General features: G+C 43.1%; 13 protein-coding genes. 2 read left to right on the forward strand and 11 right to left on the reverse strand.

Annotated elements, in window-relative coordinates; translation table 11 throughout:
• Positions 1-90: 90 nt before the first annotated feature.
• A complete protein-coding gene (locus A7P54_RS02270) occupies positions 91-918 on the reverse strand; it encodes a hypothetical protein (RefSeq protein WP_171548527.1) in 828 nt (275 codons plus the stop codon).
• Positions 919-987: 69 nt separating this feature from the next.
• Entirely contained in the window at positions 988-2,577 is a 1,590-nt protein-coding gene (locus A7P54_RS02275; RefSeq protein WP_004804382.1) for a peptide chain release factor 3, read from the reverse strand.
• Positions 2,578-2,932: 355 nt separating this feature from the next.
• Here A7P54_RS02275 and A7P54_RS02280 point away from each other — a divergent pair, with 355 nt between their 5' ends.
• The gene (locus A7P54_RS02280) at positions 2,933-3,316 is read left to right on the forward strand and encodes a carboxymuconolactone decarboxylase family protein (protein WP_171548528.1); all 384 of its coding nucleotides are present in this window, start codon (positions 2,933-2,935) and stop codon (positions 3,314-3,316) included.
• Positions 3,317-3,431: 115 nt separating this feature from the next.
• On the opposite strand, the gene A7P54_RS02285 is transcribed toward A7P54_RS02280, so the two are convergent.
• The 4 genes from A7P54_RS02285 to A7P54_RS02300 all read right to left on the reverse strand — a co-directional run bounded on the left by A7P54_RS02285 (position 3,432) and on the right by A7P54_RS02300 (position 17,553).
• Positions 3,432-4,316 carry a LysR family transcriptional regulator gene (locus tag A7P54_RS02285; RefSeq protein WP_005312104.1) on the reverse strand — a complete coding sequence of 295 codons (885 nt, stop codon included), beginning with the start codon at positions 4,314-4,316 and terminating at the stop codon, positions 3,432-3,434.
• Between the two features lie 21 nt (positions 4,317-4,337).
• The gene (locus tag A7P54_RS02290; RefSeq protein WP_005206856.1) at positions 4,338-5,063 is read right to left on the reverse strand and encodes an AraC family transcriptional regulator; all 726 of its coding nucleotides are present in this window, start codon (positions 5,061-5,063) and stop codon (positions 4,338-4,340) included.
• Positions 5,064-5,255: 192 nt separating this feature from the next.
• Positions 5,256-5,645, reverse strand: a complete 390-nt coding sequence (locus tag A7P54_RS02295; RefSeq protein ID WP_005312102.1) for an outer membrane protein assembly factor BamE — start codon at positions 5,643-5,645, stop codon at positions 5,256-5,258.
• A 70-nt stretch (positions 5,646-5,715) separates the two neighbouring features.
• Positions 5,716-17,553: an ESPR-type extended signal peptide-containing protein gene (locus tag A7P54_RS02300; protein WP_171548529.1), complete on the reverse strand. Its 11,838-nt coding sequence runs from the start codon at positions 17,551-17,553 to the stop codon at positions 5,716-5,718.
• Between the two features lie 263 nt (positions 17,554-17,816).
• Between A7P54_RS02300 and A7P54_RS02305 the strand changes: the two genes are divergently transcribed.
• Positions 17,817-18,911 (forward strand): AraC family transcriptional regulator, encoded by a 1,095-nt coding sequence (locus tag A7P54_RS02305; protein ID WP_171548555.1) that lies wholly within the window; start codon positions 17,817-17,819, stop codon positions 18,909-18,911.
• Positions 18,912-19,236: 325 nt separating this feature from the next.
• On the opposite strand, the gene arsH is transcribed toward A7P54_RS02305, so the two are convergent.
• The 5 genes from arsH to A7P54_RS02330 form a co-directional block, all read right to left on the reverse strand.
• Positions 19,237-19,941, reverse strand: a complete 705-nt coding sequence (gene arsH / locus A7P54_RS02310) for an arsenical resistance protein ArsH (protein WP_033133781.1) — start codon at positions 19,939-19,941, stop codon at positions 19,237-19,239.
• Positions 19,942-19,956: 15 nt separating this feature from the next.
• Positions 19,957-20,982: an ACR3 family arsenite efflux transporter gene (gene arsB, locus A7P54_RS02315; RefSeq protein WP_171548530.1), complete on the reverse strand. Its 1,026-nt coding sequence runs from the start codon at positions 20,980-20,982 to the stop codon at positions 19,957-19,959.
• A gap of 6 nt (positions 20,983-20,988) precedes the next feature.
• Entirely contained in the window at positions 20,989-21,309 is a 321-nt protein-coding gene (locus A7P54_RS02320; RefSeq protein ID WP_016164754.1) for a metalloregulator ArsR/SmtB family transcription factor, read from the reverse strand.
• A 40-nt stretch (positions 21,310-21,349) separates the two neighbouring features.
• On the reverse strand, positions 21,350-21,775 hold the full coding sequence (arsC, locus tag A7P54_RS02325; protein ID WP_171548531.1) for an arsenate reductase (glutaredoxin): 426 nt from the start codon (positions 21,773-21,775) through the stop codon (positions 21,350-21,352).
• Between the two features lie 192 nt (positions 21,776-21,967).
• Positions 21,968-22,195: a hypothetical protein gene (locus tag A7P54_RS02330; protein WP_005206838.1), complete on the reverse strand. Its 228-nt coding sequence runs from the start codon at positions 22,193-22,195 to the stop codon at positions 21,968-21,970.
• Positions 22,196-22,345: the final 150 nt, after the last annotated feature.

The raw sequence follows: 22,345 nt of genomic DNA on the forward strand, positions 1-22,345 counted from the left end.
AGATTTTTAAATGCTATCGAAGTTAAAGCAAAACCGCTACAGGCACATGCAATTTCTATACGAAACTTAGAATAGTGACTTCTATCTCAATTAAAACATTTGCTGGTAAATTTCAGCTTGTAGCATCTGTTTGCTTTGTTCGGTGGTGAGATAGATATCCAGTTGTGGTGCATCCTTACTAATTTCATTGGCACGATAATGTAATCCAATACCCTCACCATCAAAGAACCAATCGGCCTGTCCCCAATACAATTTTTTCGGTAGCTGCTTTTTCACTTCTGAAGATTGCTTCTCAATCCATTGTTGGTAATGGGTCTGAATAATCTGGTTTAATGCATTTTGCTGATTCTTTTGAATCACGTCTAAGACACTGACACTTTTTTGTAGCTTGCGATCTGCGACAAAGAAATAGAAACGATCTTTAACCGCAATATCCTCTTGCTGCGCATTTACCCCAACTTGCAACAATACATATTGATTCCGCTGTGAGGCAATTCGGGTATTTAAATGCAGTTCATAAGCCTTATTTTTAGAATATTTATCCTGCCATTCATCCGACTTTTTCACATAGGCATTAATCGCTTGTTGCAAGGTTAGATTCTTATTTAGCTCAATCTGCTGTTGAATCACGTTGGCCTGATTTTTCGCAATCCATGCATTCAGCCAATCATCCTGTGTTTTGATGGTCTGAATGTCGACATCAATACAATTTTTCTTTTCACAAAATGGCAAGGCATAATCTGCCTTGGCTTCTTTCATATTTAAATAAGGGAGAACTTCGGCTTTTTCGACTGATGACGCAGCCTGTTCTTTGGTCTGCTCCGCAGTGCTTTCATTTTTATTCGGATGATCACATGCCGTTAAAGCCATCATGCCAATCATCAGACTGACAGCTAAAAGTGGTTTTAAAGTGTTCATTGCATCATCCTTTATTTTTAGTTCGTTCAATTAAAAACAGCCTCTAATTAGAAGCTGTTTTTGTGCAGTTTAGTGTTCTCGTGTGTTACGGAACTGAATATCTGGCCAGCGTTCTTGCATCAACTGCAAGTTTACGCGACTTGGTGCAAGATAAGTTAAGTGGCCACCGCCATCAACTGAAAGTTGATCATGCGCTTTTTTCTTAAACTCATTCAGAATCTTTTCGTCATCACAATGCACCCAACGAACCGTATGTACACTGACAGGCTCATAAATACAGTCCACTTTATATTCTTCTTTTAAACGATAAGCAACCACATCAAACTGTAACACACCGACCGCACCGACAATCAGATCATTACTGATTTGTGGCATGAAGACCTGAGTTGCACCTTCTTCAGATAATTCTTTCAGACCTTTTTGTAACTGCTTCGATTTCAAAGGATCTTTTAAGCGAACACGACGGAACATTTCAGGTGCGAAGTGTGGAATCCCTGTGAAATGAAGATTTTCACCGCTGGTAAAGGTATCACCGATCTGAATGGTACCGTGGTTATGTAAACCAATAATATCGCCCGGCCAAGCTTCTTCCAAATGCTCACGCTCGCCCGCAAGGAAAGTCAATGCATCACTGATACGGACATCTTTACCAATACGCACATGATTCATTTTCAAGCCTTTTTCATATTTACCTGAGCAAATACGCATAAAGGCAATACGGTCACGGTGTTTCGGGTCCATATTGGCCTGAATCTTAAACACGAAGCCTGTGAAGCCTTCTTCATTGGCATCCACAATACGTTCTTGCGTTGGATGTGCCTTCGGCTCTGGCGCCCAATTAATAAAGGTATCCAAGACATGGTCAACCGCAAAGTTACCCAATGCCGTACCAAACAATACAGGAGTTTGTTTACCTTGTAGGAATAACTCACGGTCTAATGGTTCATTTGCCATTTGCACCAATTCAAGTGATTCTTCAAAGGAAGCCCACGCCAACTCACCTACTTTTTCACGAATATCGGCATGGTCATAGCCATCACGCACTTCAATATCGGTAATGGTTGAGCCAAAACCTGCTTTATAGACATACAGTTTGTTTTCAAGCAAGTTATAAACACCTGCAAAGTCACGCCCCATACCTAAAGGCCATGTGATTGGCACACAGCGAATATTCAGGACATTTTCAATTTCATCGAGCAACTCTAAAGGCTCGCGAATTTCACGGTCCATTTTGTTCACAAATGAAATGATTGGTGTGTCACGCATACGACACACTTCCATCAATTTAATGGTACGTTCTTCGACACCTTTTGCACCATCGATCACCATTAAGGCTGAGTCCACTGCGGTCAAGGTACGATAAGTATCTTCTGAAAAGTCTTCATGTCCCGGCGTATCGAGTAAGTTAATGGTGTGCTTTTTATAAGGGAACTGCATCACCGATGTGGTAATCGAGATACCACGTTCTTTTTCCATTTCCATCCAGTCCGACGTTGCAGAACGATCAGACTTACGGCTTTTTACCATACCAGCAACTTGAATCGCCTTACCCCATAACAACAGTTTTTCTGTCATGGTGGTTTTACCCGCATCGGGGTGGGAAATGATCGCAAAGGTGCGACGTTGGGCAACTTGTGCCGCTAATTCATCTTTAAACATGAGAAAAATCTACACTTATATGCACCCATTCGTATCTACAAACTGAGACATTGGCGAATGGCATGCGAAGGAATTTAAAATTGGCGCAATTGTAGCAGATTTAGAAAATATATTTATCGATTGTTGATAGGTCTTGAGTTATCCACAAATTAACACTCTCATTCGCTTTATAGCCGAATGTTCAGATTCATCGAGGTATCTCATATTAGGAGAATAAAGCCTGAATTACTGCCTTTGTGAAATTGAGAACATAACAGTCAGTCTCTATGACTTTAGCTCACACAATGGTTGAGTTAGGATGAACAGATGTCGACGGACAACCCCAATCTTTTTCCACAGCTAGAAGAGTAAAAATATGTCACAACAAGATTATGAAAATGGATTAAAAGTTCGTACAGAAGTGATGGGAGAATCTTTTGTAAAACGTGCTCAAGACAATACCGTGCCCTTTACTCAGCCCTTACAAGACTGGATCAATGAACATGCTTGGGGTTCAACTTGGCAACGTGAAGGCGTATTGCCACGCAAATATCGTTCTCTTATTACCATTGCATTTTTAACTGCCCAAAAAAGTCCAACAGAGCTGAAAGGCCATGTCCGTGGTGCATTAAATAATGGTGCGAGTGTTGAGGAAATCCAAGAAGTGTTACTGCATAGCTTGCCATATTGTGGCGCCCCGGCAACACAAGAGGCTTTCCGAGCAGCATTAGAAGTGATCAACGAATATCAAGCCCAATAGACTGAAATCAAAATCAAGCTAAAAGCCCTAATTACATTAGGGCTTTTAGCGCTTCCATTCATCAAAAATTAAAGGGATTCGGAAAACTTTTTATTCGTAATACAATTCTGAGCAACTAAAAATAATGATTTTTCACGATCTCGATAAAAGCATTTGCTTCCTCATGATCAATATGTTGGGATTTGACTACACCTACATGCAAATCGAGAGAGAAATCATTTAATTCAATGATCTCCAACCCATCATGATTAACTATAAATTTATCAAATAAAGCTTTTGGATAAATACCGAAGCCATCACCATTCAAAATACTTTGTAATTGCAACTCAACTCCATAAATTTCTTTATTGATATAAAAACCTAACTTTCTTTCATATAAAAGTTTGGCTAAGCTTTCTCTAAAACAGCAATTTTCAGGGTGGAGTACCCATCCACGCTTACTACATTTTTCTAAACTATTATATTTATAACAGTCTCCTTTTCGAGCAACGATAACTAAGGGAAGCGTACCAACGTCAACAAAAGAAACTGAAGCAGCTAAGCTCAGGGTAGGTGGTAGCATCAACACCGCTAAATCAATTTCACCCGCATGAACTTGCTGAATAAGACCACTCCCCCATCCGCTATAAATATCAATGTCGTAATATGGATTAATTTTGTTGGATTCACTCATGACTAAGTCCAACAGATCATCAATCAATACTTGTGCAATACCAATCTTTATATTTTTTTTAATAATTTCACTACTTTCAGTATGAAAATTTTTGAGTGACTCAAACTGTCGCAATATAAAGCAACTTTTAAAATAAACCTTTTTTCCTAACTGGGTTAATTGTAATGGTCGTGTACCTCGATTGAACAAAACACCTTTAACAATCTCTTCCATATTAAAAATGCGTTTTGTCACCGTCGACTGATTGACGCCTAATTTCTCGGAAGCGACGGTAATAGACTGATGATCAGCTACATATATAAAAGTTTTTAAATCCCTAATATCCAAAACTTTATACCTCAGATCGAATTACTTTAAATACTTTCTAAACTGGCAAGGCGAACATCCAGTCCATCCTCTAAATGCGCGTGTAAAAGCACTGTGCTCCGTATAACCCAATGTATATGCGATATCAGACAAACTCACATTTTCATTTTTTAATAAAAACAAGGCTTTTTCATGTCTTTTTTGTTTAACTAATAATTTAAATTCTTCGCCTTCACTTCTTATTCTTTTAGATAACACCCGCGGTGTTAATCTCATTTTCTTTGCTACTTTAATAAGATAAGGTTCTCCTTCCGATAAAATATTGCTGATTTGAATATTCACTCTACCAATAAAATCTATCTTATCCTCACTTTTAAGTGGACAAGATGCAAAGAAGGCCTGCATACATAGTTCATCGAACTTTTTGCAAATCGTAACTGAGTCAAATAAATCACTGGTATATAAGGCATATTTATAGGCATCATCCAAGTCTGGTTCAAATATAAAGTGCGTATTCTCAACAACTAAACGATCTGTTAAACATTTAAACCCATCTAACAGATCTTGCCCAATAAAATCCTGATTTAATATTTCACAGCGATAAATCAAAACAATGCGAAAATGATCCAAAGACAAACTATTAATTAAAGAAAAAAACTTATCTATCTCCAAGAGAAAAAAAATTACTGCATGCTTTAGATCTTTATTGCCGACTTCAATAATATGCAGTCTTATATTTTTTTCACAATGTGAAAAAGTATGAAACATATTCTCCATCTCATATTTCAACTCTTAAGAGCTTATCAAACCTTGGTCTTATTTTTTTGACACTTTATATCCTATAAATAATCATTTTAGGAAAATTAAACAAACAAGTCTTTCTTCTCCTGTTTGTTTAATTTAATTTTTGATCCAAACTTGCTACTTACAAATAAATAATCACATGATTGTCTCTTATCTTTAAACGATAGTGTTCTGACACTCATCTCCTTTCCATGATAAACGCTCTACTTTATATTTCTGATCAAAATCAATACGTAACTGGCAACGTTTATAGTCCTGTGTATTGGGTACGCGAATATCTAATACATAGTTCCACGTTTTGACTAGCATCAATCCTTCATTGAAATGTGGATTTCCTAAAATGTGGCGAAGCTGATCTTTATTCATTCCCACACCTAAACGCGCAACGTCATTCATTTCATAACGTTTAACCAATTTCAGATAACTTTTATCGACTTCCGGAAAAGTAACATCCTGTGCATGCATGGCATCTGTTTTGCTATGTGCTTGGCTTGGCAATACAGCACCCAATAAGCTAATCATCATTAAGGCTTTCATCTTTTTCATCTCGATTCTCACTTATTATTGTTTAAGTCAGGGAGAACCCTAAATGGCTCTCCCAAAGTTAAATAAATAATCAGTCAAATACACCGCTTAGACCGACTCGGAAGCTTGGATCGCCCTGAGAAGCTGCTGCAACACCAGTTGTGAGTGACCATCGGCCGTTATCTGCGGTCTTACGCAGTGTTAGACCCACGGCATTTTCACCACCATGGTAAGCAGCCCCAACGGCATAGGTATATTTACCTGAAATATACGGCGCGGTTTCCAGTGCCATTGCTGCAGCAACCCCTGCATTCGCCATTTTTTTGACATCATCAATCCGTTGATTGGTGTCGTAGAAGGCCTGTTGCATTTGATCGCCAAGGTTTGTGATTCGATCACCTAATGCCTGATCGGCATTGTTAAGTGCATTGAGTGCATCACCGACATTGTCATGTTTTCCACCCGCAACCTCATAACTCGGTGCTGTCCAACCTGCACTTGGATCATAACCCGCTCCGCCACCTAAGGCCTTAGCTACATTTTCATAAGATTGATGCAATTGGCTACCGTTAATTGCATCTTTTGAATCTGGTGTAATTGCCCCTTCAGCCACAGCTGTAACTTTCCTGCTTCCTGCATCAATACCACCTTTGGTGATACTTGGTCCTTCCGCGATACGAACACCATCTGCTGCAATCGTAGTTTCGCCTGCACCGCCTACATTGACTTGGTTGGCAGCAGTCACACTATCAACCTGAATATCTTTGGCCAAGCCGACTTCAAAGTCCTTACTGCCATCAGCTTTGGTCGTTTCGTTTACGCTAATGTTGCCATCTTTATTGCTGACCGTTGATTTCGCTGCTGCAGCCGCACCTCGAACTGAATTGATCGCATCATCAATGTTGTTTTTACCCGTACCGCCCACATTACTGGTCGTCATTGAGCCATCTGGATTCACTTTGGCATTACCTCCAACCACGTTTTTCACGCTGTCAGCAACACCATGTAATTGACTGCCATTGATTGCATCTTTAGAGCCTGCTGCAACCGTACCATCGGCAACACCCGTGACTTTGTTATCACCGGCATCAATGCCGTCTTTCGTCACGCTTGGACCGCCTGCAATGATTAAACCATCGCCATTGATGACCGTATCGCCCGCAGTCACGCTATCGACTTTAATATCCTTCGATAAGCCAACTTGGAAGTCTGTACCGCCCTCATCATTTGGACGGCTTGTAACAGTGATATTCTCATCACCATCAGCCTTGCTTACCGTAGTTTTCGCTGCTTGTGCTGCTTTACCTACTGCACCAATTGCATCATTGATGTTGTCTTTGCCTGTTCCACCAATGTTGCTTGTGTTAATACTGCCATCTGGATTGACGGTGGTATTCCCTCCAATTGCATTCGATACACTATCTGCAACACCTTTTAACTGACTGCCATTGATTGCATCGGTTGAATCAGCTGCAATACGCCCTGGTGCAACACCCGTAATCACCGTATTGCCTGCATCTATACCTCTTGCACTAATACGTGGACCAACGCTATTCCCCATCAGGTCAGCGAAACCGAGACCATCCTGACCAAGAATTGTGGTGTTTCCAGCTTGGTCTTTTAAACTCACACCTTTTGCATCCAGAATGGTTTCATTGCCGTCTGCATCTGTTGCGGTAACACTGTCAAATTTCACATCTTTTGCAGTGGCAACTTCATAGTTAGTACTACCATCCGCATTCTTGCTTTGCGTCACCACCATATTGTCGCCTTCGGTAACGGTAGTTTTGGCTGCAACTGCCTGACCACGAACCGAGTCAATCGCATCATGAATGTTGTTTTGACCTGTGTTCCCTACATTGCCCGTAGTAATTGAACCATCTGGATTCAGCGTCGTTTCACCACCAATTGAGTTTTTAACACTGTCTGCAATAGCATGGATTTGACCACCATTGATTGCATCTTTTGAACCCGCTGCAATCGTGCCGTCTGCGACACCACTGATCTTGCCTGTCGCTCCATCAATGTTGACGTCACCGACTTGCACCGAATCAAATGACACATCATCTTTGGTCGCTACGTTATAGATGTCTTGACCATCAGCACCTGTGGTTTTAGTGACGGTGACGTTCTTGCCTTCTGTCACTTCGGTTTTAGAGGCTGCAGCTTCACCTTGAATCGCATCGGCAACCGTATCGTAGCCTTTGCCGCTCACTGTAAATGGACCATTCAACTTACCGCCTTCATTGGTCACGCCACCACCTAAGATATCGCCTGTAGAGGCAATGCTGTCATTCAGTTGACCACCATTCACAGCATCTTTAGAGCCTACTGCAATCGTTCCATCTGCGATACCACTGATCTTGCCTGTAGTTCCGTCAATATTGACATCACCGACTTGGACCGAATCAAATGACACATCGTCTGCGGTCGCAACTTCATAAATGGTTTGACCATCTGTACCTGTGCGGTTTTCCACGGTCATGTTCTTGCCAGCTTCAACTTCAGTTTTCGCTGCTGCTGCTTCTCCTTGGATCGCATCGGCAACTGTATCGTAGCCTTTGTCATTTACGGTGAATGGACCATTTAGCTTACTGCCTTCATTGGTCACACCACCACCCAAGATATCGCCTGTGGATGCAACGCTATCATTCAGCTGACCACCATTCACAGCATCTTTCGAACCTGCTGCAATCGTGCCATCTGCAACACCACTGATTTTGCCTGTGGTTCCATCAATGCTGACATCACCGACTTGAACTGAATCAAAGTCCACATCATCTTTGGTCGCAACGTTGTAGATGTCTTGACCATCGGCACCTGTGGTTTTAGTCACCGTGACGTTCTTACCTTCTGTCACCTCGGTTTTCGCAGCTGCAGCTTCACCTTGAATCGCATCGGCAACCGTATCGTAGCCTTTACCACTCACTGTAAATGGACCATTCAGCTTACCGCCTTCATTGGTCACACCACCGCCTAAGATATCGCCTGTAGATGCAACGCTATCATCCAGCTGACCACCATTCACAGCATCTTTAGAGCCTGCGGCAACTGTGCCATCTGCTACACCACTGATTTTGCCTGTGGTTCCATCAATGTTGATGCCATTTGGACCACCTACTGTGACATTGTTAAAGTCAACGTCGTCTTTGGTCGCTACGTTATAGATGTCTTGTCCATCACCACCTGTAGTTTTAGTCACTGTGACATTCTTGCCTTCGGTCACTTCCGTTTTAGAGGCTGCGGCTTCACCTTGAATCGCATCGGCAACCGTATCGTAGCCTTTACCACTCACCGTAAATGGACCATTCAGCTTGCCGCCTTCATTGGTCACACCACCACCCAAGATATCACCAGTAGATGCAACGCTATCATTCAGTTGACCACCATTTACAGCATCCTTAGAACCCGCTGCAATCGTGCCATCTGCAACGCCACTGATCTTGCCTGTCGCCCCATCAATGTTGACGTCACCGACTTGAACTGAGTCAAAGTCTACATCACGTGCTGTGGCAACTTCATAGTTGGTGCTGCCATCTGGATTAGTGGATTGCGTCACCACCATATTGTCGCCTTCTGTCACCGTGGTTTTGGCTGCAACGGCCTGACCTCGAACCGAGTCAATTGCATCATGGATGTTGTTTTGACCTGTGTTTCCAACATTGCCCGTGGTGATTGAACCATCAGGATTCAACGTCGTTTCACCACCAATTGAGTTTTTAACACTGTCTGCAATACCATGGATTTGACCACCATTAATCGCTTCGGTTGAACCTGCTGCAATCGTGCCATCTGCAACACCACTGATCTTGCCTGTAGTTCCGTCAATGTTGACATCACCGACTTGAACCGAATCAAATGACACATCATCTTTGGTTGCAACGTTGTAGATATCTTGACCATCAGCACCTGTGGTTTTAGTGACGGTGACGTTCTTACCTTCTGTCACCTCGGTTTTCGCAGCTGCAGCTTCACCTTGAATCGCATCGGCAACTGTATCGTAGCCTTTGCCACTCACTGTAAATGGACCATTCAGCTTACCGCCTTCATTGGTCACGCCACCACCCAAGATATCGCCTGTAGAGGCAATGCTGTCATTGAGCTGACCACCATTGATTGCATCTTTTGAGCCTGCTGCAATCGTGCCATCGGCTACACCGCTGATCTTGCCTGTTGCTGCATCAATATTGACGTCACCCACTTGTACTGAATCAAAAGACACATCATCTTTGGTCGCTACATTGTAGATGTCTTGCCCATCAGCACCTGTGGTTTTGGTCACAGTAACATTCTTGCCTTCTGTCACTTCGGTTTTAGAGGCTGCTGCTTCTCCTTGGATCGCATCGGCAACTGTATCGTAGCCTTTACCACTCACTGTAAATGGACCATTCAGCTTACCGCCTTCATTGGTCACACCACCGCCCAAGATATCGCCTGTAGAAGCAATGCTGTCATTCAGCTGGCCACCATTCACAGCATCTTTTGAACCTGCTGCAATCGTGCCATCTGCAACACCACTGATCTTGCCTGTTGCTGCATCAATATTGACGTCACCGACTTGGACTGAATCAAAGTCTACATCACGTGCTGTGGCAACTTCATAGTTGGTACTGCCATCAGCGTTCTTGGTTTGCGTCACCACCATATTGTCGCCTTCGGTAACCGTGGTTTTGGCTGCAACTGCCTGACCACGAACCGAGTCAATCGCATCATGGATATTGTTTTGACCTGTGTTCCCTACATTGCCCGTAGTAATTGAACCATCTGGATTCAGCGTCGTTTCACCACCAATTGAGTTTTTAACACTGTCTGCAATACCATGGATTTGACCACCATTGACCGCATCTTTAGAACCCGCTGCAATCGTGCCATCGGCTACACCACTGATCTTGCCTGTCGTGCCATCAATATTGACGTCACCCACTTGTACCGAATCAAATGACACATCATCTTTGGTCGCAACGTTGTAGATGTCTTGACCATCGGCACCTGTGGTTTTAGTCACCGTGACGTTCTTACCTTCTGTCACCTCGGTTTTCGCAGCTGCAGCTTCACCTTGAATCGCATCGGCAACGGTATCGTAGCCTTTACCACTCACGGTAAATGGACCATTCAGCTTACCGCCTTCATTGGTCACGCCACCACCCAAGATATCGCCTGTAGACGTGAGGCTGTCATTGAGCTGACCACCATTAATTGCATCTTTTGAACCTGCTGCAATCGTGCCATCTGCTACACCACTGATTTTGCCTGTTGCGCCATCAATGTTGACATCACCCACTTGCACCGAATCAAATGACACATCATCCGCTGTCGCAACTTCGTAGATGGTTTGCCCATCTGCACCTGTGCGGCTTTCAACAGTCATGTTCTTGCCCGCTTCAACTTCGGTTTTCGCTGCAACGGCCTGACCACGAACTGAGTCAATCGCATCATGGATATTGTTTTGACCTGTGTTCCCCACGTTGGCAGTTGTGATTGAACCATCAGGATTCAGCGTTGTTTCGCCACCAATTGAGTTACGAACACTGTCTGCAACACCATGCAGTTGCCCACCATTGACCGCATCTTTAGAGCCTGCTGCAATCGTGCCGTCTGTAACGCCACTGATCTTGCCTGTCGTGCCATCAATATTGACGTCACCCACTTGTACTGAATCAAATGACACATCATCTTTGGTCGCAACGTTGTAAATGTCTTGACCATCAGCACCTGTGGTTTTGGTCACAGTAACATTCTTGCCTTCAGTCACTTCAGTTTTCGCAGCTGCAGCTTCACCTTGAATCGCATCGGCAACTGTATCGTAGCCTTTGTCATTTACGGTGAATGGACCATTTAGCTTACCGCCTTCATTGGTCACACCACCACCCAAGATATCGCCTGTAGATGCAACGCTGTCATTCAACTGACCACCATTCACAGCATCTTTAGAGCCTGCGGCAACTGTGCCATCTGTAACGCCACTAATCTTGCCTGTAGTTCCGTCAATGTTGACACCATTTGGACCACCAACAGTCACATTGTTAAAGTCAACATTATCCGCTGTCGCCACTTCATAAATGGTTTGACCATCTGCACCTGTACGGCTTTCAACAGTCATGTTTTTGCCAGCTTCAACTTCAGTTTTCGCTGCTGCTGCTTCACCTTGAATCGCATCGGCAACCGTATCGTAGCCTTTGTCATTTACGGTGAATGGACCGTTGAGACGACCACCTTCATTGGTTACGCCACCGCCTAAGATATCGCCCGTAGAGGCAACGCTGTCATTGAGCTGACCACCATTCACAGCATCTTTAGAACCTGCAGCAACTGTGCCATCTGTAACGCCACTGATCTTGCCTGTCGTTCCGTCAATGTTGACGCCATTTGGACCGCCTACAGTCACATTGTTAAAGTCAACATCATCCGCTGTCGCAACTTCATAAATGGTTTGACCATCTGTACCTGTACGGCTTTCAACGGTCATGTTTTTGCCAGCTTCAACCTCAGTTTTCGCCGCTGCAGCCGCCTTGTCTAACTGACTTTTGTTGACTGCATCCGTGTCGTTAACACCTGCACCGACATTGCTAATTGGATTACCCGCAGCATTGATGCCTGACTTGGTGATGCTTGGGCCATTAGTAATGGTGACACCATTGGTATTAATCACCGTGTCGCCCGCAGTCACGCTGTCCACTTTCAGGTCTTTATTTAAACCATATTGGATGGTGTTGCCGTTCTTGGTGACCGTCAGATTTTCTTCACCTGTAACTGTACCGATATCAACCGTATCACCTGCTTTGACTGCACCTGCATTGGCACCATTGCTTTGTAGATTCCAGCCTTTGTCCAGTTCTGAAATCGCGGCGCCAACGTTGTTGCTTTCTACACCATTCACGGTATAGCTTGGTGCAGTCACGGTGCCATCAGGGTTTACGGTTGAACCGCCACCTAAAGCATCTGATACACTTTTTGCTGTACCTGCCAACTGGCTACCATTAATGGCTTCATCCGAAGTCGCACTGACTTCACCCGCAGTTACACCACTGATCTTGCCTGTAGTACCATCAATGTTCACACCATTAGCACCACCAACAGTGACATTGTTAAAGTCAACATTATCAGCCGTTGCCACGTTGTAGATGTCTTGCCCATCTGATCCCGTTGTTTTAGTCACAGTGATGTTCTTACCTTGAGTGACTTCGGTTTTCGCTGCTGCCGCGGCATCATCCAACTGTCCTTTATTGACTGCATCGGTATCGTTAACACCTGCACCAACATTAGTAATTGGGTTACCCGCTACATTGATACCTGACTTGGTGATGCTTGGGCCATTGCTAATGGTGACACCATCGGTATTAATCACCGTGTCACCTGCAGTCACGCTGTCTACTTTCAGGTCTTTATTTAAACCATATTGGATGGTGTTGCCGTTCTTGGTGACTGTGAGATTTTCTTCACCTGCAACCGTACCAATATCAACCGTATCACCAGCTTTGATTGCACCTGCATTGGCACCATTGCTTTGTAGGTTCCAACCTTTGTCTAATTCTGTGATTGCATCACCGACATTACGAACGGTTTCTCCATTGACGGTATAGCTTGGCGCAGTCACCGTGCCATCTGGGTTTACAGTTGAACCGCCACCTAAAGCATCCGATACGCTCTTCGCTGTTCCTGCCAACTGGCTGCCATTGATCGCTTCATCCGAGGTCGCACTAACTTCACCTGCGGTCACACCACTGATCTTACCTGTCGCTCCATCAATGTTCACACCATTAGCACCACCAACAGTGACATTATTAAAGTCAACATTATCTGCCGTTGCCACGTTATAGATATCTTGTCCATCTGCTCCTGTGGTTTTAGAAACCGTGATGTTCTTACCTTGCGTCACTTCGGTTTTGGCTGCCGCTGCAGCATCATCCAACTGTCCTTTATTGACGGCATCGCTATCATTCACGCCTGCACCGACATTGCTAATTGGGTTACCCGCTGCATTGATGCCTGACTTGGTGATGCTTGGGCCATTGCTAATGGTGACACCATCGGTATTAATCACCGTGTCCCCTGCAGTCACACTGTCCACTTTCAAGTCTTTGTTGAGACCATATTGAATGGTGTTGCCGTTCTTGGTGACTGTGAGATTTTCTTCACCTGCAACCGTACCAATATCAACCGTATCACCTGCTTTGATTGCTGCGCCATTGGCACCATTGCTCTGTAAATTCCAGCCTTTGTCCAGTTCTGAAATCGCGGCGCCAACGTTGTTGCTTTCTACACCATTCACGGTATAGCTTGGTGCGCTGACTGTGCCATCAGGGTTTACGGTTGAACCACCACCTAAAGCATCGGATACGCTCTTGGCTGTTCCTGCTAGTTGGCTACCATTAATGGCTTCATCCGAGGTTGCACTGACTTCACCCGCAGTTACACCACTGATTTTGCCTGTGCTGCCATCAATCGTGACATCACCGACAGTGACATTGTTAAAGTCAACATTATCAGCCGTCGCAACGTTATAGATGTCTTGTCCATCTAATCCCTTTGTCTTAGTCACGGTGATGTTCTTACCTTGCGTCACTTCGGTTTTCGCTGCCGCTGCAGCATCATCGAGCTGACCTTTGTTCACTGCATCAGTATCGTTAACCCCTGCACCGACATTGCTAATTGGGTTACCCGCTACATTGATACCTGACTTGGTGATACTTGGGCCATTGCTAATGGTGACACCATCGGTATTAATCACCGTGTCACCTGCAGTCACGCTGTCTACTTTCAGGTCTTTATTTAAACCATATTGGATGGTGTTGCCGTTCTTGGTGACTGTGAGATTTTCTTCACCTGCAACCGTACCAATATCAACCGTATCACCAGCTTTGATTGCACCTGCATTGGCACCATTGCTTTGTAGGTTCCAACCTTTGTCTAATTCTGTGATTGCATCACCGACATTACGAACGGTTTCGCCATTGACGGTATAGCTTGGCGCAGTCACCGTGCCATCTGGGTTTACAGTTGAACCGCCACCTAAAGCATCCGATACGCTCTTCGCTGTTCCTGCCAACTGGCTGCCATTGATCGCTTCATCCGAGGTCGCACTAACTTCACCTGCGGTCACACCACTGATCTTGCCTGTAGTACCATCAATGTTCACACCATTAGCACCACCAACAGTCACATTGTTAAAGTCAACATTATCTGCCGTTGCCACGTTATAGATATCTTGTCCATCTGCTCCTGTGGTTTTAGAAACAGTGATGTTTTTGCCTTGAGTCACTTCAGTTTTCGCTGCCGCTGCCGCATCATCGAGCTGGTCTTTATTGACTGCATCCGTACCTGCTACACCTGCACCGACATTGCTAATTGGATTGCCCGCAGCATTAATCCCTGACTTGGTGATACTTGGACCATTCGCAATGGTCACACCATTATCGTTAATGACGGTATCGCCCGCAGTCACACTATCCACTTTCAGGACTTTGTTTAGACCATATTGAATGGTGTTGCCGTTCTTGGTGACCGTCAGATTTTCTTCACCTGTAACTGTACCAATATCAACGGTATCACCCGCTTTAATGGCATCTGCACCAGCACCATTGCTTTGTAAATTCCAACCTTGATCCAAGGCTTCTATTGCATCTCCGACATTATTGATTGGGGTCTCATTGACGATATAGCTTGGTGCGGTTATAGAACCATCTGGGTTAACCACCGAGTTACCGCCTAAATGATTTGCGGTTGACTCAGTAAGGTTTCCTAAAGCCTTTTGAGTTGAATAAAGTTGTGAACCGTTAATTGCATCGGTGCTGGTTTCGTTGACACGACCTGCCGCAACATTGGTAATTTGGCGTTCGTTGCCTTCACTCCCCACACTCATCACACTGCTCGGACTGGTTCCTGCATAGTTGTAAGTGATGTCGCCAACTGTGCCATTCGATGTTGGATTGGCTGCTGAAGTGACAGAACCCGAACCTAATGCCACATCATTCACATTAGTCGCCACAGCATTAGAACCCATTGCCACACCCCGAGTTGCCTGAGCATTGGCCGTATCACCCAAAGCAATCGCACCCGCCGCCGCCGCTGTTGAGGTGTTCCCTAGCGCAACTGAGCCCTGACCAACGGCTAAATTTGTATTACCAATTGCAACAGCACCATTTGCCATCGTGGAGGCAGTATTATCCCCAGCGGCAGTATTATCCTTACCTAGCGCTACAGCACCACTACCCATCGCTCTGTTCGGGTCACCAATTGCGACTGCACCATCACCACTTGCAATTTGATTGCGTCCAATCGCAACGGCTCCCCCCTCTGCAGTCTCAGAATTAGCCGTGGTACCGTCCGAACCGATCGAGATGTTTTGGCCTGTCGCACCTGTAGTAACCCCATTCCCCATCGCAATGTTATTACCATTACTACCTAAGGCCGTCGCTGCATCATTACCAATTGCAATATCATTGGCACTATTAGCTTTGGCATCAGGTCCTACAGCTACAGCATTTTCACCAGCTGACTCTGCAGCAGCACCAACTGCAACAGATTGTTCACCCGATGCATTGGATGCAGCACCAAAGGCGCTAGACAATATCCCACCAGCTGTCGCATTAGAGCCTGTTACCGTTGCCCCCTCAGCTAAGGCAGCAGCCTGATTACCAGTAGCCGTGGTAAAGTTCGCTGTGGCTTTAGATTGATTCCCTGTAGAAGTGGAAAAATCGCCCGTTGCCTGAGCACCAGCACCTGTAGCTGTAGCCCCTGAACCAGAAGCTGTACTGGCCTCACCTAAAGCAACTGTATTCCGTCCTGCAGCACGAGATCCACTACCTACAGCAACCGCTGTTCGAATTACACCATTATCAGTCACGCCTTGTGCGGTTGCACCTTGACCAATTGCAATATCACGAGCATTTCCCGCAGTACTCTGTCTACCTACTGCAACGGTTTCATTACCTGTTGCTTTAGATCGAGTTCCCATTGCAATTGAATCGACACCAGCCGCATGTGGTGACGATGCTAGGTCATAATCTCTCGATGCTGAATCACTGCTTCCGATGGCAATACCACGTGCACCGCTTGTTGTTGCCGAGTAACCGAGTGCAATACCGCCTGTTGCGCCCTTATTTACGGTAGCGGTGTTCCCTTGTGCAATCGAATAATCTGCATCAGCATAACTTTGACGTCCAAAAGCAATTGCTGTTTGACCAGTCACTCGGTTAGCGATACCAATCGCAATACTGTTGGTTCCCACTCCAGTCCCATCAGACGTAGCATTTGCAGCGTCCACCACTTGGTTACCCACACCCATTAGGGTATTGTATCCCCCTGTACCACCCGAACTATTGCCCTGTCCAATCAAAACATTATGAAAATTACTGCTTGAATTTGAATTATTGGCAGTCCCAACTACTGTTGCTCCTCCAATCCCCCTAATCATATTTTGACGACCTACAGCGGTCGAGCCTGTGAGCACCCCACCTGTATTTCCTGTCGGTACACCAGCACCATAAGCAACATCTCCAGCACCACGACGGTTCACCACTCTCTGCTGCCAAGTTGAATCAGTCCCTGAGATGTTATTACCACATCCCATCGCAACACTCCCACCACCATTTCCTGTAGTTCCGTTGGTAATACTAGCTTGCCCCCCCATACCACTACATTGGTCATTAGGTGGCGAAATGGCCATACTCGACCCATTACTGGAAACTCCTCCTCCAATATTCGCAGCAGCAAAAGCCCCTGTGCTAAAAAACACAGAACTGAGTGCGATCGCAATTAAGCTCGGTTTAAACAGAACGTGTTGATCTTGTGGATTAGATAATGAAGCTGCAGTTTTAATTGAGATATTTGCAGCTACATTTCGTTTTTTTGTTACGCCGCGAGCGTTTTCTGAAACCACAGTCCATAAATTCAGACTTTTGTTCCAGACTAAGCGATAGATTTTATTCATAAATAGGTACTTTTTTGTAGTTCATACCCGCACGAATATAAAAAAATAATACCTACAAACGATTAACAATTACCCCGAATTTTTAACAATTACATCACATTTTTAGCAATTTTAATGAATTATTCCTCAAATGCATAATACCGCACATATTAAACATAAATAATAAACATAATGGGACTTTTTAAGGATAAATCACAACTGTATATTTAGGCTCAGGTATAAGTGTGTCATCTCGACATTCAAAACCTTTTTATTTCTATGCCATGAAAAAACAAGTACTTAACATCCATAACGATTATTTAAAATTAATTGTGGATACCGCGACCACATTTGGTGTCCCAAAAGCTGAAGTCATTCGCTATTGCCAGATTCCTTTATCTTTACTGACTGATAATAACAACCATGAACGTATAAGTTTTGACCAGTGGACAGATATTATTATTCGGCTATTAGAACTTTTACCCGACAAAGCAGTCGGTTATCAGTTTGGTTTAAACTGTAAACTCACCTCACATGGTGCACTTGGTTTTGTCATTATTACCAATAGCTCGATTGGTAAAGTGCTGGTAGATTTACAGAAATATTATAGTATGCGTATCCATAAAATGGATTTATCGGTACTCAATAAAAATAATAAAATTATCATTCGCTTTAATCCACTGTATCAACTTCCTGTTCATTTAAATGAAAGCAAGAAAAATACTGTAAATAAATTTTTTATTGAAAGTGCTTTAATTGATATTGTGAACAACCTACAAATGATCACCAACTTTAATTTAACTGGTGTCAATATTCATGTAACTTGGGATAAAGAGACTTATCATTCACTTTATGAAAAACGCTTACCCAATTTTCACTTTAATCAAGACTATAATCAGATTACCTTTGACCAAAAATGCTTAGACCTACCACTGACCTTTAGTTCGAATACTGCTTACCAACTTGCAATGGAAATGGTGAATAAGGAATACCTTTTCTATCAAGATCAGGATAATAAAATTATTTTAAAAGTGAACCAGCAATTAAAATTTACCCCAGGCTTAGGTTTTCCAAGCCTGACCGATGTTGCAGGTAAATTAAAATTATCAGAAAGAACCTTAAAAAGAGAGCTATCTCTTGCCAATACGACCTTTTCTGCTCTGCTGCAATCAAAGAAGTTTGAACTTGCCAAAAAACTAATTGACTCGAATCGTAATATTCAAGAAATTTCTGATTTACTCGGTTATAGCCATATCAGTGCCTTTTCAAGAGCATTTTTAAGCTGGACAGGAAAAAAACCGAGTGATTATATTCGGGAACAGCGAGTTGCTATTAAAAATTTTTATATACAGCAATCCAAGAAACTATATAAAGAATAAGTTGTATTGAATATTGAGCACATTAATATCCAACATCATGAACCAAAAAGTTATACATAATATGCATTTTTCACCTAAACTATTCCATTATTTAAAAAAGGAAGATACATTATAAAAACTCAATTTCATCCTCAGTTGTTTTATCCTGAATGAGACAACTGAGGCTTTTTATTCAAATTGCAAATTAATAATGAATTGCATTTTTCATTATTAAATAAAATTCGCTATGTTATATAGCAATCAGTTTACCCTCAGTTGTCGATACCCCGAATTAGGCAACTGAGGCTTTTTAATTTCAACTCCATCTATTTATTATTTATTCGTCTTATAGATTTCGTTGATTCACACGTTTTGATAACGCTTCTGCAGACTCTTTTCGTTCAGAATAGCGATCGGTTAAATAAAGACTTTGCCCACGCGTAAGCAAGGTAAATTTATAGAGCTCTTCCATCACATCTACGATACGATCGTAATAAGAAGATGCTTTCATGCGTCCATCTTCTTCAAACTCTAAAAAAGCCTTTGGAATTGAAGACTGGTTTGGGATGGTAATCATCCGCATCCAACGTCCTAAAATACGCATTTGATTAACACTATTAAAAGACTGCGAACCGCCACTCACTTGCATAAGTGCCAAGGTTTTCCCCTGTGTCGCACGAATTGCGCCGCCAGCCAAAGGAATCCAGTCAATTTGCGATTTAAAAATCGAACTCATGGAACCATGACGTTCAGGTGAACACCAAACCATACCTTCTGACCATGCTAACAATTCATGCAATTCTTTTACTTTGGGATGCTCACTATCTGCATCCTCTGGTAAAGGCAGCCCTTTGGGATGAAATATTTTTACTTCTGCACCAAATGCCTCCAAAATTCGACCCGCTTCCATCACCGCTAAACGGCTATAGGAACGCTCACGATTCGAACCATATAACAATAAAATACGGGGTGCATGATCCAGCGCTTTAGCTTGAACTTTTTCCAATGTAGGTTGATCAAGAAGATTTACATCAATATTTGGGAGCGTCATTACAATTACACCGATTTAAAAATATTTCTTTTTTAGCCACAAAGACACACTGACCAGCGCAATCAATACAGGGACTTCAACCAATGGCCCAATCACCGTGGTAAATGCCACAGGTGAAGCCAAACCAAAGGTGGCAATCGCAACCGCCAATGCCAACTCAAAATTATTACCTGCTGCGGTAAATGAAATGGCTGTCGTTTTGGCATAGCCATTGCCTATCCACTTACTCATAAAGAAGCTGATAAAGAACATGAGTACAAAGTAAATGGTCAATGGAATCGCAATACGAAGTACATCTAAAGGCAAGCTCACAACCTCTCCCCCTTTCAGGCTAAACATCGCCACAATGGTAAACAGTAAAGCCAACAAGCTGAGCGCGCTGATCTTGGGCAAAAACACTTGCTGATACCAGTCTAAACCTTTGGCGCGTACCAAGATCAAACGAGTCAGAAACCCAAGCAAAAATGGAATACCCAGATACACCAAGACAGCATGGGTAATGGTCCAAAAATCAATATGGATCACTTGCCCTGCAATACCAAAATACGGCGGTAAAAACGTGAGGAATAACCAAGCATAAGTACTAAAGAATAGAATCTGGAAGATACTATTGAAGGCAACCAAGGCCGCGACATATTGATTATCACCACAAGCCAAACCATTCCAGACCAGCACCATCGCGATACAACGGGCTAAACCAATCAGAATCAGTCCTGTCATATATTCTGGATAGTTATGCAAAAAAATAATGGCTAATGCAAACATCAGAACAGGTGCAATAATCCAGTTCTGCACCAAGGATAAAGTTAAGGTTTTCTTATCTTTAAACACTTGTGGCAAGGTCGCATAATCCACTTTGGCTAAGGGTGGATACATCATCAAAATCAAACCGATTGCGATCGGGAGATTGACTGAATCGACACTCATTTGGTTTAAGCTGACTGAGGCTTGTGGCATAAAAATACCAATGGCAATGCCCACAGCCATGGCGATAAAAATCCAGAGCGTTAGGTTTCGATCTAAAAAGGACAGTGTTTTCATGGCATTTTAATCACAACAATTTTTGGGTGCTAAGCTGTGCAGGTCAGGAAATAGGGTCACTGCTTGCATATCCAAAACCGATAAAATCTCATGCCCCCAAGCTGGTAGTTGTGGATTGATGCGGTAATACACCCATTGCCCCTGACGGCGATCTTGCAACAAACCCGAAGCACGTAATAACGCCAGATGACGCGAAATTTTCGGTTGGCTTAATTGTAGTTTTTCAGTCAGATCACAGACGCACAACTCCTGATGCTGGGCTACCAACATCACGATATTTAACCTTGTTTCATCTGATAAGCATTTAAAAAAATCAACAGCTTGCATTTCTCGATCCCCTTTCAATCTGTAATCTCACGGCACCTATTTACTGAATTCGCTGACCATGTTCATCAATCACCTGTTCACCATCTTCTTTGCGAAATGCGCCTTTTTGAGGGAATGGTAAAATGTCGAGTACAAGTTCCGATGGTCGACAAAGACGTGTGCCCAACGTGCTAACCACAAAGGGACGATTAATCAGAATGGGATGTTCAAGCATAAACTCGATCAGTTGAGCATCACTCCAATCTTCACGATCAAGCGCCAACTCACGATAAGGCTCAACATTCTGACGAATCGCCTCTCTGACGGTTAATTGTGCATCCTGAATCAATCGGACCAACTCATCATGGTTTGGTGGAGTAACAAGGTATTCAATAATGGTGGGTTCTACGCCTGTATTTCGAATTAAAGCCAATGTATTGCGGGAAGTACCACACGCGGGGTTGTGATAAATGATGATGTCTGACATGAGGTGCTGATCTGATAAATTGAATGAAACCAATATATATGCTCTTCCATATATATGTAAATCCATATATTAAAGCAAAATGAAGATACCTAAAAATATATGATTAAAATCATATGGATAAGATTTTATAAATTTTCAATGATTATTGTTTGGCGAAGAGCGCTTTAGATTGATAACGGATGAAAATACATCCTAAAATGAGCTAAATCGTTCTAACTCATCAATCAGTTGCTTCTTTAGTTCATCATCATAAAGGTTGAATTTTAAGGTTTGGGTATAATTATCAACAAAGATGAGACGACTAAATTCACTGTTGACCAAACCTTTAGCAACTAAGAAGGCCTGATAAGCCGAAAGTAACACATTCAAACGATGATTCAGCGGTTTTTGGTCTCGTATTGTGGGCACTTTATTCTGCATATAAACAACTCCTCAATTTTCTAAGTCCCGCCCCTTTATTTAAAATAATCTAAAGTTCTATGGATAAGTCGTTCTCAATTTTTGTTATTGCAGTTTTTATTATATAAATCACGATAATGTTTTTAGATGACACTTTTATGACAGCTCTAA

This window comes from Acinetobacter sp. Ac_3412 (genome assembly GCF_013072675.1).
In the GTDB taxonomy this organism is placed as follows: Bacteria; Pseudomonadota; Gammaproteobacteria; order Pseudomonadales; family Moraxellaceae; genus Acinetobacter; species Acinetobacter higginsii.